General features: G+C 71.0%; 13 protein-coding genes. 2 read left to right on the forward strand and 11 right to left on the reverse strand.

Features of this window, described 5'->3' with window-relative positions; genetic code table 11:
• Window positions 1-154: 154 nt before the first annotated feature.
• Window positions 155-862, reverse strand: coding sequence for a class F sortase (locus OG452_RS15770; protein WP_327296229.1), 708 nt, complete (start codon window positions 860-862; stop codon window positions 155-157).
• Between the two features lie 209 nt (window positions 863-1,071).
• On the reverse strand, window positions 1,072-1,359 hold the full coding sequence (locus OG452_RS15775; RefSeq protein ID WP_327296230.1) for a hypothetical protein: 288 nt from the start codon (window positions 1,357-1,359) through the stop codon (window positions 1,072-1,074).
• Window positions 1,360-1,380: 21 nt separating this feature from the next.
• Between OG452_RS15775 and OG452_RS15780 the strand changes: the two genes are divergently transcribed.
• Window positions 1,381-2,049: a hypothetical protein gene (locus OG452_RS15780; protein ID WP_327296231.1), complete on the forward strand. Its 669-nt coding sequence runs from the start codon at window positions 1,381-1,383 to the stop codon at window positions 2,047-2,049.
• Window positions 2,050-2,504: 455 nt separating this feature from the next.
• Here the strand turns inward: OG452_RS15780 and OG452_RS15785 are convergent, their stop codons facing one another.
• The 3 genes from OG452_RS15785 to OG452_RS15795 all read right to left on the reverse strand — a co-directional run bounded on the left by OG452_RS15785 (window position 2,505) and on the right by OG452_RS15795 (window position 4,203).
• Window positions 2,505-3,161, reverse strand: coding sequence for a DUF5063 domain-containing protein (locus OG452_RS15785; RefSeq protein WP_327296232.1), 657 nt, complete (start codon window positions 3,159-3,161; stop codon window positions 2,505-2,507).
• Entirely contained in the window at window positions 3,154-3,753 is a 600-nt protein-coding gene (gene recR, locus OG452_RS15790) for a recombination mediator RecR (protein WP_327296233.1), read from the reverse strand. The genes OG452_RS15785 and recR overlap by 8 nt, the downstream gene beginning before the upstream one ends.
• 114 nt (window positions 3,754-3,867) lie before the next feature.
• Window positions 3,868-4,203, reverse strand: a complete 336-nt coding sequence (locus tag OG452_RS15795) for a YbaB/EbfC family nucleoid-associated protein (RefSeq protein WP_164262774.1) — start codon at window positions 4,201-4,203, stop codon at window positions 3,868-3,870.
• Between the two features lie 548 nt (window positions 4,204-4,751).
• Between OG452_RS15795 and OG452_RS15800 the strand changes: the two genes are divergently transcribed.
• Entirely contained in the window at window positions 4,752-5,471 is a 720-nt protein-coding gene (locus OG452_RS15800; RefSeq protein WP_327296234.1) for an SLATT domain-containing protein, read from the forward strand.
• A gap of 40 nt (window positions 5,472-5,511) precedes the next feature.
• On the opposite strand, the gene hemC is transcribed toward OG452_RS15800, so the two are convergent.
• The 6 genes from hemC to OG452_RS15830 all read right to left on the reverse strand — a co-directional run bounded on the left by hemC (window position 5,512) and on the right by OG452_RS15830 (window position 13,681).
• Window positions 5,512-6,456, reverse strand: coding sequence for a hydroxymethylbilane synthase (hemC, locus tag OG452_RS15805; protein WP_327296235.1), 945 nt, complete (start codon window positions 6,454-6,456; stop codon window positions 5,512-5,514).
• 245 nt (window positions 6,457-6,701) lie between these two features.
• Window positions 6,702-8,357: an alkaline phosphatase D family protein gene (locus OG452_RS15810; RefSeq protein WP_327296236.1), complete on the reverse strand. Its 1,656-nt coding sequence runs from the start codon at window positions 8,355-8,357 to the stop codon at window positions 6,702-6,704.
• A gap of 176 nt (window positions 8,358-8,533) precedes the next feature.
• Window positions 8,534-9,598 carry an NAD-dependent epimerase/dehydratase family protein gene (locus tag OG452_RS15815; protein WP_327296237.1) on the reverse strand — a complete coding sequence of 355 codons (1,065 nt, stop codon included), beginning with the start codon at window positions 9,596-9,598 and terminating at the stop codon, window positions 8,534-8,536.
• A gap of 124 nt (window positions 9,599-9,722) precedes the next feature.
• Window positions 9,723-10,373 (reverse strand): hypothetical protein, encoded by a 651-nt coding sequence (locus OG452_RS15820; protein WP_327296238.1) that lies wholly within the window; start codon window positions 10,371-10,373, stop codon window positions 9,723-9,725.
• Between the two features lie 126 nt (window positions 10,374-10,499).
• Complete coding sequence (locus tag OG452_RS15825; protein ID WP_327296239.1) at window positions 10,500-12,938, reverse strand: dolichyl-phosphate beta-glucosyltransferase; 2,439 nt, start codon at window positions 12,936-12,938, stop codon at window positions 10,500-10,502.
• Window positions 12,935-13,681 carry a GntR family transcriptional regulator gene (locus OG452_RS15830; protein ID WP_327296240.1) on the reverse strand — a complete coding sequence of 249 codons (747 nt, stop codon included), beginning with the start codon at window positions 13,679-13,681 and terminating at the stop codon, window positions 12,935-12,937. Before OG452_RS15830 ends, OG452_RS15825 begins: the two co-directional genes overlap by 4 nt.
• Window positions 13,682-13,763: the final 82 nt, after the last annotated feature.

Consider the following 13,763-nt stretch of genomic DNA (forward strand, 5'->3'; position numbering starts at 1 on the left):
CGGTGGCACGGCCGCTCGGTGAGGATGCCTGCCCCCTATCAACCAGGCCACTCGGAACGTGGGGCGCGTCACACCCGTGCGGCTCATGCAAGAGCGGGGGCCGGCCCGGTGACCCGCCCATCGACGGGGGCGGGTGCCGTCACCAGGCCGCGTCTCAGGCCCCCTTGGACGAGGCGAGGTGGGCGAAGACGACCACGTTGTCCACGTAGTCCTGGGCCGCCCGGTCGTACTCGCCGCCGCAGGTGATCAGGCGGAGCTGGGGGTCGGGGGTGTCGCCGTAGACGCGCTTGTCGGGGAAGTCGGCCTTGCTGAACGTCTCCACCGAGTCGACCTTGAAGGTGGCGACCGTGCCGTCCTTCCTGGTGATGTCCACCTCGTTTCCCCGCTTGAGGGTCCGCAGCAGCAGGAACACCGCGGGACCGGTCTTCGTGTCGACGTGGCCCGCGACGATCGCCGCGCCGCGCTCCCCGGGAGTGGCGCCGCCCTTGTACCAGCCGACCATGTTGGTGTTGTCCGCCGGCGGCGGGTTGAGCCGGCCCGATGTGCCGAGGTCCAGTGGCGTGAACGGTGCGTTGACCGCGATCGTCGGAATCGTCAGCCTCGTCGGCTCGGAACGGGGCAGCGGGTCGACGGCCGCGGGCAGGGGTGCCCGCGGGGCCGCGGAGACCTCGGCCGCGGGCCCGGACTGCACCTTGGCGTCACCCGCCGGGTTCCCGAACCCGATTCCGAAGGAGTTGCAGAGCAGGAGAGCGCCCACGCCCGCTGCCGCGACAGGCCACAGCAGTACTCGGTGGAGGGGTCGCACAACGTTCTTCGGGGACGGGACGGAAGGCTTCGGCTGGGGAAGCTTCTCAGCGGCCATCGGGTGCTGCCTTTCGGGCGGGGCGGCGGAAAAGGTGGGCGGGGCGGAAGGTGTTCCGGTGGGGGTGCAAGGTCTGTCTGATCAGTACGTGTTCGCGGTGCGTTCAGGGCGAGTCGGGGGCGTCCGCAGGCGGGGCTCGCAACCGTTGCGGCCACCGCCCCGGGGGGGCGGTGGCCTCGTCAACGCCGGTTCTGCTACCGGTATGGCGGTCAGGCCACCGACAGGCCGGAGGCGTTGCGACGGCGGCGGACCATGTAGATGCCCGCGCCGACGCCGCCGAGGAGCAGCACCGAACCAGCGGCCACGCCGCTGTTGGCCGCGAGGCCGCCGCCACCGGTGTGCATCCCACCGTGCGGCCGGCCGTGGTCACGGCCACCGTCCTGGTCGTTCCAGGAACCGTCCTGGTCGTTGTTCCAGGAGTCGTCCTTCCAGGAGCCGCCCTCGTCCATGCCGGCGGACGAGCCCTCGTCGTCACCCATGGTCAGCGCCGTGTTCATGGCGAGGGCACCACCGCCGGTGTGCATCCCGCCGTGCGGCCGGCCGTGGTCGTGATCGCCGTGGTCACCGTGGTCGTGATCCCCGTGGTCACCGTGGTCGTGGTCACCGTGGTCGCCGTGGTCGCCGTGGTCGTGGTCACCGTGGTCGTCGCCGCCGTACGCGTCGCCGCCGTCGTCGCCCGTCGTCACCATCGGAGTCATCGCGAGAGCGCCACCACCCGTACGCATCCCACCGTGCGGCCGGCCGTGGTCGTGGTCACCGTGGCCGTGATCGCCGTGGTCGTGGTCGCCGTGGTCGCCGTGGTCGTGGTCACCGTGGTCACCGTGGCCGTCGCCGCCGTACGCGTCGCCGCCGTCGTCGCCCGTCGTCACCATCGGAGTCATCGCGAGAGCGCCACCACCCGTACGCATCCCACCGTGCGGCCGGCCGTGGTCGTGGTCACCGTGGCCGTGATCGCCGTGGTCGTGGTCACCGTGACCGTGGTCGCCGTGGTCGCCGTGGTCGTGGTCACCGTGGTCGCCCTGCCCGTGGTCATGGCCGTGGTCGCCACGGCCGCCGCCGTCGCTGTTGCCGGGGTTGTCATGGCCGCTACTAGCGGCTGCGCCGCTGTCCGAGGCCGGCGTGACGGCCGTCGTCAGGGCGTACGCGGCGGGAGCGGTGAAGGCAAGGGCGGCAGTCACAGCAGCTGACGCGAGCAAGGTACGGGCAGTGCGCATTGAGAGGATTCCTTTCGCCACGACTGCGACGGCTGACACTCCGTCGGCTCATCGATTCGCAGAAGCGACGTCCTCACCATCAGCAGGAATATGACGCCCCGCCACCGGAGACCGGGGCATCCGAGTGAAGGCATGGGCTCAATGAGTTCAGGACCGGCCGATATTCACCCGATGGACGGCACGTCGTACCGCCGCAGCACCCACGCGATGAGGTAGAGCCGCGGGTGAGCGCAGTGGAGAGCGCTGCGCCCTCTCCCACTGCAAGCGCCGCCCATGAGCAGATCTGGGGCCGGGCCGGGGATCTGCTCCTGGCGCACTGTCTGCCGGGCCACACCATCGCCGGCCCGACGGCACAGCGACACGGGCCGCTCAGCACTCAGCGGGCCGCTCAGCATCAAGCGACCCGCTCAGCACCCACCACTCACCGCTCAGACCGAGGGGAGTCCCAGCGGAGCACCGATCTCCTCGGCCATGACGCGGCCCGCCTCCTCGGCCAGTACCTCTTCGCTCAGGTCCTGGTCCGTGTCCAGGCCGTCGAGGGCCGGGAGCGGCTGGTCGAGACGGACGTGGGCGACCAGGGACTGGAGTGCGCGCAGCGCGGCCGCCGCGGTGGAACCCCAGTTGGAGAAGTACGAGAACTGCCACCACCACATCGCCTCGGTGGTCCGGCCCGCGCGGTAATGGGCCATGCCGTGACGGAGGTCGGTGAGGATGTCCGCGAGGTCGTCGCTGATGCGGCAGGCGACGGGGGCCTTGTGCGGCTCGTACGGGTCGAACACCTCGGAGTACACGTCGACCGGCTCCAGCAGCTGCGCGAAGCGCTCCCGCAGGTCGTCGGCGTCGGGCTCCGGGCCGAGGTCGGGCTCGTAACGGTCGGCCGGGAGGATGTCCTCGTGCGCGCCGAGGCGGCCGCCGGCCAGGAGGAGCTGGGAGATCTCCAGCAGCAGGAAGGGCACCGCCCTGTCCGGCTCATCACCCCTGGCCACCTCGGTGACCGCGACGATGAAGGACTCGACCTGGTCGGCGATCTGGACGTCGAAGTCGTTCGGGTCTTCCGTGACCTTGTTCAGCGTTGCGTCAGACATCGAGTAGTCGTCTCCCCTCAAAAGCACGACCGAGCGTGACCTCGTCCGCGTATTCCAGATCTCCACCGACAGGAAGACCACTCGCCAGGCGTGTGACCTTCAAACCCATGGGTTTGATCATTCGCGCGAGGTACGTCGCCGTGGCCTCGCCCTCCAGGTTCGGGTCGGTCGCCAGGATCAGCTCCGTGACGGCGCCGTCCGCGAGCCTGGCCAGGAGTTCCCGGATCCGCAGATCGTCGGGTCCGACGCCCTCGATGGGGCTGATGGCGCCACCGAGCACGTGGTAGCGGCCCCGGAACTCACGGGTCCGCTCGACCGCCACGACGTCCTTCGGTTCCTCGACGACACAGATGACCGTCTGGTCGCGACGGGTGTCCCGGCAGATCCCGCAGAGCTCGGCCTGCGCGACATTGCCGCACACCGCGCAGAACCGGACCTTGTCCTTCACTTCGAGCAGCGAGTGCGCGAGGCGACGCACGTCGGTGGGCTCGGCCTGGAGGATGTGGAAGGCGATCCGCTGCGCGCTCTTGGGACCGACGCCGGGCAGCCTGCCCAACTCGTCGATGAGGTCCTGGACCACGCCTTCGTACAACGGAGCGCCTCTTTCGTTCTGCTGTGGAACTTACGGTAGTTGGTGTGGGGTTCCCTTAGAACCTCGGGAGCGTGAAGACCTTCGGAAGCTCTGGTGTCACCCGCCCCGCACGCCTCAGATACCGAGACCCGGCATACCGCCGAGCCCCTGGGCGAGCGGACCGAGCTTCTGCTGCTGGAGCGCCGAAGCGTTCTCGTTGGCGGCGTGGACCGCGGCGACGATCAGGTCCGCCAGGGTCTCAGTGTCCTCGGGATCGACGGCCTTGGGATCGATCACCAGGCCGCGCAGCTCACCGGAGCCGGTGACGGTGGCCTTGACCAGACCGCCGCCCGCCTGGCCGTCGACCTCGGTCCGTGCCAGTTCCTCCTGAGCCTGCGCGAGATCCTGCTGCATCTTCTGGGCCTGCTGAAGCAGCTGCTGCATATTGGGCTGGCCACCACCGGGAATCACGGGTCACTCCGAGGCTGTTCGACGACATTCCGACTGCGCCAGGACTGTGTTCCTGCCGCGTTTCACTGCGTAAAACGAGCCTACGTGGTCCCCGGTCGGCCCGCCCTCCACCGCGAGGACCAACTCTTTCGGGTGAGAGTACGACGGCTCCTCTACCTGATCACGGCCCGCTTACAGTCGTAAACCCTGGCATAACGGCGCCATCGCCCACCATTCGGCGGTATGAAGGGCACTCGCATCAGCAGCGTTCGCACGGCCGGTGTCCAGTCAGGGCCGGTGCGCCAGTACGGCCGGTGTCCGGCACGGTCCGGCGCGGCCCGGTAGGCACGCGCGCACCGTGCGTGACGGAGGGGAGGAGCCTGGTGGGCCAGCCGGAGATGCCGCAGCCCGATGAGGACGCCGTACGACCCGGGGGCGGCCCCGGCACGGGTCCCCGGGCGGACACGGGACCGGAGACGGGGGCCTGCGCCCCGGCCACGGATCCGGGTACGAAACCCGTACCCGCGGCCGGTCCTGCTACGGGTACGGATACAGCCGCGGCTCCGGGCATGGACACCTGGACGTGCACAGGCGCCGGCACCCTCGCCGATCCGGGCGCGGACCTGACCGGTGAACCGTTTCCGCCGGGTGACTGGGGCGAGCCGGTCGAGCGCCTGGACGAGCTGTACCGGTGGGTGGAGTCGGCCGCTCTGCGGACCGCGGGCTGGTACCTGGCCGACCGGACCTGGAAGCGCCGGGGGGCGCGGGCCCTGCGGGCGGGGGCGGCCGGGGGTGCGATCGTGGGGGCGTTACTGCCGCTGCTCGACCTGGCGGCCGGTCTGCACGGTGCGGCGGAGTGGGGCTATCCGGCGCTGCTGGCCGGAGTGGCGTGCGCGGCGGGCGACCGCTGGTTCGGGCTGACCGCCGGCTGGATGCGCGACGTGGCGACGGCGCAGGCGGTGCAGCGGCGGCTCCAGGTGCTCCAGTTCGACTGGGCGTCGGAGAGCGTCCGCGAGGCGCTCGGCCCGGCGGAGGGCACGGCGAGCGAGGCCACCGAACGCTGCCTGGGAGTGCTGCGCAGGTTCTCGGACGACATGACCGACCTCGTACGGGGTGAGACGGCGGAGTGGATGATCGGGTTCCGTACGGGCGGCGCGGTGCCCGTGTCGGTGCGGGGCCCCGGGGAAGCGCGCGGCGGCGAGCCGGCGCCCGTGGGCCGCGCGGCGCCGGCGATGGGCGTACGCCCGAACATGCCGCGCCAGCGCCCACCGGAGCAGCCCTCGCGCTAGCCGAGGGCTGTCCCGTAGGCAGGAAGACCGCGTAGCGGGATCACGCGGCCCCGGCGGCGGTGGCGGCCCGCGCCGCGTCGAGCAGGGGCAGTACGCCCTGGTCGACGAGCAGGGCGGCCAGGGCAGCGCCGAGCTTCTCCGGTTCATCGGGTGAACCGGTGAGCCGTGCCGAGATCTGCTCGGTGCCGTCCAGCGACGTCACCTGGCCGGACAGACCGAGGCTGCCGTCCGCGAGGAGTTCGGCGTACGCACCCAGGGGGACACTGCAGCCCCCGTGCAGCTCGGCGAGCAGGGAGCGCTCCGCCCGTACCGCCGCGTCCACGGTGATGTCGCCCGCGCCGACGAGGATTTCGCGCAGAGCCGTGTTGTCCTCGCGTACCTGAATCCCCAGCGCCCCCTGGCCGGGGCTCGGCGGAAACTTGTCGAGCGGCAGCAGTTCACCGATCGCGTCGTCGAGGCCGAGCCGGTGGATCCCCGCGGCGGCGAGGACGACCGCGTCCAGGCCCATCGTTTCGATCTTCTTCAGCCGGGGCGGCACGTTCCCCCGGATCGGCACCATTTCGAGGTCGGGCCGCACGGCGAGCAGCTGCCCGATACGGCGCGGCGCACCGGTACCCACGCGGGCGCCCTTCCGGAGCCCCGCGAGAGTGGAGCCGCAGAGCGCGTCCCGCACGTCCTCGCGCGCCGGCGGGGGCAGCAGGACGAGTGCGGGCGGATTCGACGTGGGAAGGTCCTTGAGCGAGTGGATGACGACGTCCACGTCACCCCGTACCAGGGCTGCTTCCTGCTCGGTGCTGAAAGCGGAACCACCGCTGACGGCGCTCACACTGGACATCGCCGCCCTGCGGTCCTTGTCGCCCCCTTCGAGGATCACCCGGTGGGTGAAGGTGACCTCGGGATACCGCTCCCGCAAGGGCTTCAGATATTCGCGGACCTGAGCTTTGGCAAGGTTGCTCGCGCGCGAGCCGACGAGGTACTGCGCCACGGTGATCACTCTCCAGGCTGACGGGGTGTCGCCAGGCTAGGACGCGCGGAGGGGCGTTCATACAGACACGCGGTCGGCATGGCACGGCACGACAGTGGGTAACGAGAGCGCCGGTCCTCACCCATGCCGCACCGGCGCCGGGGGGAGGAAGGGCAGGGCGAGACCCGCGGTCGCGGGAGTCTCCCACCTCCGTGCTTGAGCTGGTCCCGGTGCCGGGACCAGAGAGGAACTCGGTGAACTCCCCTTCAGACCGGGTTGTCGACAGCGGTCAGACTGCCGGACCCTCCGGCCACTGCATAGGAGGTGAGGTGGGTGACCGGGCTGTCCGGCAGTGTGCGATCGGCGGTCTTGTACCAGTCGAACTGGACCCGATCAGCGTTGACATCGACGATGCCGCATCCGTTCGATGCGACATCGCCCCACGACAAATGGGGATTCACCGCGAGGACGGCATGCGCCGACAGACCGTCGCTGACGCTGCCGAGTGTCGGGCTGGTGATCGAGGAGACGACGAACTGTGAGGCGAGAGGAGTTCCGCCGCCCTGGGCGGGTACTTGTCCCGCCCACGAGGAGTGCACGTCCCCGCTGAGGATCACCGCGTTGCGCGTGCCGTGGTTGCGCAGATGCGTGAACAGTTCGTTCTGGTCCGCCTGGTAACCGTCCCACGCGTCCGTGTTGACCGAGGTGGCAGGTTCGGGTCGGCCGGTGGGCACGAGCCACGGCATGGCTACGACGGAACTGCCGATAAGTTGCCAGGTGGCGGTGGTGCGTGCGAGCCCGTCCTTGAACCACGCCATCTGAGAGCGGCCGAGCAGAGTCCGTGACGGATCGCTTATTCCGGCTGCGTCAGTCGGGGCGACTTGCTCGGACCGGAAGCTGCGCAGGTCCAGCATGGTCAGGTCGACGAGCGTGCCGAAGTGCAGGCGCCGACGTGTGGAGTTGGCCAGGGATTGGCGTACCGGCAACCACTCGAAATAGGCTCGCTTGGCCGCTGCGGCCCGGTCGGCCCAGGAGCCTTCTGTAGCGGGATCGTGGTCGCCCGCTCCGCCGGACCACGCATTGCCGCACACTTCGTGGTCGTCCCAGGTGGCAATGAACGGCGCAGCCGCGTGAAGGGCCTGCAAATCCGGGTCGGTGCGACACTGGCCGTGCCGGGCACGGTAGTCGGCGAGCGAGACGCACTTATGCGTCGGGGACAGGGCCCGCACGTCGGTGCCCTGGGGCCCCTGCTCGTATATGTAGTCACCGAGGTGGATGACCGCATCGAGGTCGCGGCGGCCCGCGAGGTGGCGGTAGGCGGTGTAGTACCCGGCGCGGTAATTGGCGCAGGAGACAACGCCGAACCGGACGCCGGCCTGGGAACTGGGCTCGGGAGCGGTGCGGGTGCGGCCGACCGGTGAGGTCTGGTTTCCCGCCTGGAACCGGTAGTGGTACGTGCAGGCAGCACGTAGTCCGATCACGTCGATGTGCACCGTGTGGTCGCGGTCGGCATCGGTACGGGCCGTGCCGGTTCGAACGATGTGCTGGAAGGCCGGGTCTTCGGAGACCTCCCATGTCACGTCGGTGGCCGGTCCGCTGTCCTGGCCGGGCATGCACGCTGAAGTGGGGGTGACGCGCGTCCAGATGATCACGCGATCGTGCATCGGATCTCCGGAAGCGACGCCGTGCGCGAACATCTCCGACGCCGCGGTGTCGCGGAGCCACGGGCCGGTGGCGGGCTCGACGGCTGAGGCTTCGGACACGTGGGTCGCACCCATGGCGGCGACGCCCGAAGCCGCGGTCACGATACGTACGAACTGGCGGCGGTGCAGTGGACGAGCTGTCATACCGGCCACCGTAGCCTCGGAGATCGGCTGCAAGGCGGACCGCAGGCATATTCTCAGGAAGGTATAAGACTGCACCGCAGAACCGGCAGAATGAGGCGCACAGGGCCGGGACAGCCGTCAGGTCGCCGACTTCTTCGGGGAGACGAGCCGGTGGTGAAGCCGACAGAAACGGAGCCGGCCGCCTCCACGACCGTCGCGGTCATAGGTGCCGGGTCGCGCGGGCCGGGCATCGCTACGGCCCGGTTGGTGCCTCAGGCCGGGGCCACGGCCGACGGCCGCATTGACGCGTGCGCGAACTCCGCCACCCCGTCGGCGAACGGCACCGAAGGCAGCCAGCCCAGTTCGGCCCGGATCCGCGCGGAGGACGCCGTGATGTGGCGGACGTCGCCCAGCCGGTACTCCCCGGTGACCAGCGGGGCCGGCCCCGGGTACGCCGTGGCGAGCTGCTGCGCCATGTCCAGGATGGTGTGCGGTTCGCCGCTGCCCACGTTGTACGCGCGCAGCTCCCCGTCCGCGCGGGCCGGGACCCCTTCCAGCGCCGCGGTGTTGGCGGACGCGATGTCCCGCACATGGACGAAGTCCCGCCGCTGCCCGCCGTCTTCGAACACGACCGGCGCGGTGCCGCGTGCCAGGGCCGAGCGGAAGAAGGACGCCACACCCGCGTACGGGGTGTCCCGGGGCATCCCGGGCCCGTACACGTTGTGGTAGCGCAGCGCGACCGCCCGGCCGCCGGTCGCCCGGGCCCACGCCGCGGCCAGGTGTTCCTGGGCGAGCTTCGTCGTCGCGTACACGTTCCTCGGGTCGACCGGCGCTTCCTCGGTGACCAGGCCCGGCGCCACTTCGTCGCCGCACTGCGGGCACACGGGCTCGAACCGGCCCGCTTCGAGATCGGCGGGTGAGCGCGGGCCGGGGCGTACGACGCCGTGCCGGGCGCAGTCGTAACGGCCCTCCCCGTAGACCACCATGGACCCGGCCAGCACCAGGTCGCGCACGCCCGCGCCCTCCATGGCCGCGAGCAGCACAGCGGTGCCCAGGTCGTTGCAGCTCACATAGTCCGGCGCGTCGGCGAAGTGCTTGCCGAGGCCGACCATCGCAGCCTGGTGGCAGACCGCGTCCACACCGTGCAGGGCCTTCTCCACCGCTGCCCTGTCCCGGACGTCGGCCTCGATCCACTCCGCTCCGGTGGGGGTCGGCCGCTGGGCGTGCGCCGCGGCCAACAGGGCGTCGAACACGACCGGTTCGTGCCCCCGGGCGGTCAGGTCGGCGACGATGTGCGAGCCGATGAAACCCGCGCCTCCAGTGACAAGTACACGCATGCCGTGAAGCGTACGTCCGGCCGCGCGCCGACCCCGACCACGGGACGCGTTACGGGGGGGGATGTCGGGGAGGGGAGGGCTCCCCCAGGGGGGAGCCCTCCCCTCAGGCCGGGCGGAACTCCGGTCAGCTGAAGACGATCATCGACCCCTGCGCGAGGCTGCGCGTGGCCGCCGCGTGCAGTCCCAGCCACACATGCCGTTCCCGGGCGAACGGGCTGTCGTCCAGCGGGACCGGGCCTGCCGGTTCCTCCAGCGACGTCGGACGGGACGGAGCCTGCGGGGTCTCCGGAGGGTTCGCCGCGTCGATACCGATGGCCTCGGCCACCACCTCCAGCTCCCGGAGCAGGCCGTGGGCGGAGCCCAGCGGGCCGCCGCCTTCGAGGAGTTCGTCGTTGGACAGCGGTGCGCCGAAGTCGACCGGGACATAGGCCCCCGCGTGGTCGTAGTGCCACACCAGATGGGACTGCTGCGCCGTGGACTCGAACATCTCCAGGAGCTGTTCGTAGTCGCCGCCCAGGTGATCGACCGGGGCGACCTCCAGGCCGCAGATCTTCAGGAGGTACGCGCGCCGCAGGAAGTGCAGGGCGTCGTAGTCGAAACCGGCCACCGGGGCCACGTCGCCCGAAAGGCCCGGCATATAGGCGTAGACGGGTACGGACGGCAGACCGGCTTCACCGAGTGCCTTGTCGTAGACGGCTATCTCTTCCGCGAAGGGGTTGTCGGGGCTGTGGCACAGCACATCGACGAGGGGGACCAGCCACAGGTCACAGGCCAACGGGGCTCCTAGCGGGGTTCGGGGGTCACCCCCCGAGCGGGCTTGTCCGGCCAGCGTAATGCTCGGTTCACGCTGCGCGAAGACCCCCGGTCGTCCTGGCTGTCCCGGCCCACCGGCACCGCCGGTTCAGCTGCCGCCCCTGCCCACCGGCCAGACCCACGCGCCGCCGATCCGCTGCCCCGGCCTGCCGAGCAGTTTCTCCACGGTGACGTACAGAGCCGCGTCGTTGTCCTCGGGCGGGATGACGACCACGCCGGCCTTCCAGTACGCCAGGTCGTAGCGCGCCTGCGCCTGCCAGTTGGGGCCGATCGCCGGGATCTTCGCGCCGTAGCGGACGTCCCGGAAGAGGTTCGACGTGTAGCGGGGCGGCGCTCCGTAGATGCCGGTGCGCTCCGCCCCGTACGGCCCGTTGAAGTAGCCGCCGGGCACCGGGAAGTGGACCCCGGTGGCCGACTGCCAGTGCAGGGCCTCCGCGCTGCCCGGGTCGGGCAGCGGCACCGGGACCACGGACTCGCCGGGGGCCACGTACTTCTTCCACATGCCGTCGGCGATGAACGCCGGGACGTCCGGGCGGCTCTGCACCGGCATCGGGGTGGGGACGATCGGGACCAGCGCGGCCGCGACGGCCAGCCCCCCAAAGGCCCGGTACGCGCGGACGCGGGTACGGATGAGCCGGTCGGCCGCCAGCGCGACCAGCACGCCGAGCGCGGGGGCACAGATCATCGCGACCCGGCCCTCGATCACCGACTCGAAGAGCGGCCGGTGCGCCAGCAGCCGCCACGGTCCTGGGAACACCACGTCCGTGTACGGGATACGGATCTTCTGGCCCAGGGAGAGGACCGCGGCGGCCACCGCGGTGAACGCCAGCGCTCTGACCAGGGTGCGCCGCCACAGCCGTACCGTGATCGCGAAGGCCAGCGCCACCAGCGGCCAGCCGTAGAAGGCGTTCTGCTCGGTCCGGTTGAGTGCCAGCTTGTCGGCCGTCGCGTCGCTGCCGAACAGCGACCGTCCGGAGAACTCCAGAAGGGCGCGCGGGCTGTTGCCCGCGTTGTTCCCGTGCAGCACGCTGTGGTAGCTCTGCGGGCCGAAGAACTGCCAGCCCAGCGGGTACCCGACCAGCGGCAGCGCGGTCAGCGCGGCGATCCCGAGCCCCTTGAGCAGCGGGCGCCACGCCGCCCGCGCCACCTCCCTGCGCAGCAGCCCGTAGGCCAGGGCGAAGAGCAGCATGCCGAGGGCCGCCAGCAGGAACGGCTCCTCGCCGAGGAAGATCTGGTACGTGGCGAAGAGGCCGAGCAGCACCCCGTCCCGTACGACGTTCCCCCCCTCGCAGAGCCGCAGCGCCCGGTCGATGATGACCGGGATCATGAACAGCGCCAGGAAGTTGGGGTGCGCGTTGCCGTGCGAGATCATCGGCGGCGCGAAGGCGGCGAGCGCGCCGCCGAGCGCCGCCGCCCACCGGTTGCGGACCAGCCGCCTGGCGATCAGCCAGTACCAGCCGGCGGCCGTCGCGGCGAGCCCGCCGGTCAGCACCAGCGCCCAGGTCACGGTCGGCCCGAACGCCAGCGTCACCGGGGCGAGCGGGACGGAGAGCCCCAGCATGGGGGTGTTGCCCATGAGGTTCACCCCGGCCGGGAAGTTCTGCGCGGTGGTGAAGAGCGGGTTGTGCAGATGGGCGACGTTGTCCGCGGTGACCGCGAAGAACCACTCCCACTGGTTCTGGTCCTGGAGCGAGTCGCGGAGGTAGCCGTGGCCGAGGTCGGCCCAGAGGTTCTTGTAGAGCAGCACGGACGCCAGCAGGAAGAGACCGCAGACCGCCAGGTCGGTGCCGCGCACCGCGCGGGCCTTCAGCCGGATCAGCTCGGCGAGTACTCGCAGATAGTCCAGCGGCCCGACCTTGGAGCCCTCCTGGTGCGACCAGCGCACCGGGACCTCGGCGACCGCCCACCCCTGGCGCCGGAAGTACTGGAGGATCTCGACGTCGATGCCCCACCCGTCGAGCCGTGCGTCGGCGAACGCCTCGCGTGCCTTGTCGCCGTCCAGGAGCTTGAATCCGCACTGGGTGTCGCGGATACCGGGGACGGCCACGGCCCGTATGAGCCGGTTGCCCATCCGCCCCATCGCCTCGCGCAGCCGCCCCTGGTGCACCTCGACGCTGGAATCGGGATGCGCCCGCGAACCGACCGCGGCCTCGTACCCGGTCTCCAGCTCCTGGGTCAGCCGGGCCAACTCCTCGATGGGCGTGGCCAGATCGGCGTCGGTGACCAGCACCCGTACGCCCTTCGACGCGGCCACACCGAGCCGCAGGGCGTGCCCCTTGCCGCGGTTGCCCGGGCTGCTGACCAGCCGGACCCGGGGGTCGGCGGCGGCGGCCTCGCGGGCGATGCGCGCGGTGCCGTCCGCCGAACCGTCGTCGACGACCACCAGCTCCCAGCTGCCGGACCGCCCGTCCAGATACGTCCGGACGGCGTCCAGCGTGGGGCCGAGGCGCCCCTCCTCGTTGTACGCGGGCACGACGACGGACAGCGCCACCGTCAGCTCCGCGGCCTGCGGCTCCACGACGCTCACCGGGCGTCCCCGTCGTCGGACGGCCCTGCGGCCGGCCGCTGCTCCTCCGGTGGAGCGCCGCCGGGTGGCGGGGCCGCACCGGTGGCGCGCAGCTGCTCCGCCCAGCGGACGGCTTGTGCGTTGTACGCGTCGATCACCGCGTGTGCCTGGTCGCCGTCGCCGCTCGTCACCGCGTCGGCCAGCTCCTCGTGGCCCTGCCACAGCCAGTCGGTCAGTTCGGAGCGGCCACGCAGATACGGCACCGCGAACACCCAGCACTGCACGCGCAGCCGGTGCAGGAAGTCGGAGATGTAGGAGTTGCCGGTGAGCGCGCCGAGCTCACGCCAGAACCGCAGGTCGTAGCCGATGAGGATCTCCAGACTGCCGGAACGCGCGGCCTGCCCGGCCTCCTCGGCCCGGCGGCGTACGGAGAGCAGCGGCTCCCCCGCCACGCCCCGCAGCGTGAGCCGCCGGAAGATCCCGTCGATGATCAGCGACCGGGCCTCGACCATGGCGCAGTAGTCGTCGACCGAGAACTGGTGGACCCGGAACCCCTTGTGCTGGTCCGAGTCGAGCAGCCCCTGGGCGGACATCTCGACGAGCGCCTCACGGACCGGGGTCGCCGAGACCCCGTACCCTTCGGCGATCTGCTTGACGGTGAAGACCTCGCCCGGCTGAAGACGGCCCGCAAGCACCTCGTCACGCAGCGCGTCGGCGATCTGCTGCCGCAGAGTACTGCGGGTCACCGCTCCGCTCGCGGGCATGGTCCTGTTCCCCTCGTCCGACTCCGGGACACCCTACGGCCAGCGTCTTTCGATTGGATCAGACCGGATCGCCGAAAGGGGC

The organism is Streptomyces sp. NBC_01197, from assembly GCF_036010505.1.
Classification (GTDB): domain Bacteria; phylum Actinomycetota; class Actinomycetes; order Streptomycetales; family Streptomycetaceae; genus Streptomyces.